Annotated in this window: 1 pseudogene; it reads left to right on the top strand. The window is 46.3% G+C overall.

The features are described 5' to 3' along the window. Positions 1 to 525, top strand: a pseudogene (locus HMPREF9018_RS11435) (IS1380 family transposase); the annotation flags it as partial.

Genomic DNA, 525 nt, shown 5'->3' with positions numbered 1-525 from the left:
GCGTTTTCTCAAAGTTGGGCTTTGAAAAACTTACCGAATCCGTATTGGGAAAACGTGGAAGTAGCGGCAAAGCATTCAGCCATGGAAGTATTTTCGTCTCTCTCTTCTTCAGCTACCTTTGTGGTGGAGAATGCCTTGAGGACATCAATGCACTTATAGGGCAGTTCAAGCAGAGACCAGATACGCTGTTACCCGGTGCCGACACAGTTGGGCGCGGACTGAAGGAGCTTGCTGAAGAGAACATTATCTACAAGAGCGAAACCTCCGACAAGTCGTATAGTTTCAACACGGCACAGAAATTGAATACCTTACTTTTACGAATGATACGGAGGATGAGGCTTATAAAGGTGGGTAGTCATGTTGACCTGGACTTTGATCACCAGTTTGTTCCAGCCCACAAGTTCGATGCAAAGTATTCTTACAAGCAGGATTTTGGCTATTTCCCTGGTTGGGCTTCCATTGGGGGAATCATAGTCGGAGGTGAGAACCGTGACGGAAACACCAATGTGAGATTCCATCAAGAAG

Origin of the sequence: Prevotella amnii CRIS 21A-A (assembly GCF_000177355.1) — a bacterium.
GTDB lineage: Bacteria > Bacteroidota > Bacteroidia > Bacteroidales > Bacteroidaceae > Prevotella > Prevotella amnii.
Note: the sequence above shows the minus strand (reverse complement) of the source record. Positions and strands in the feature narration are given on the sequence as shown.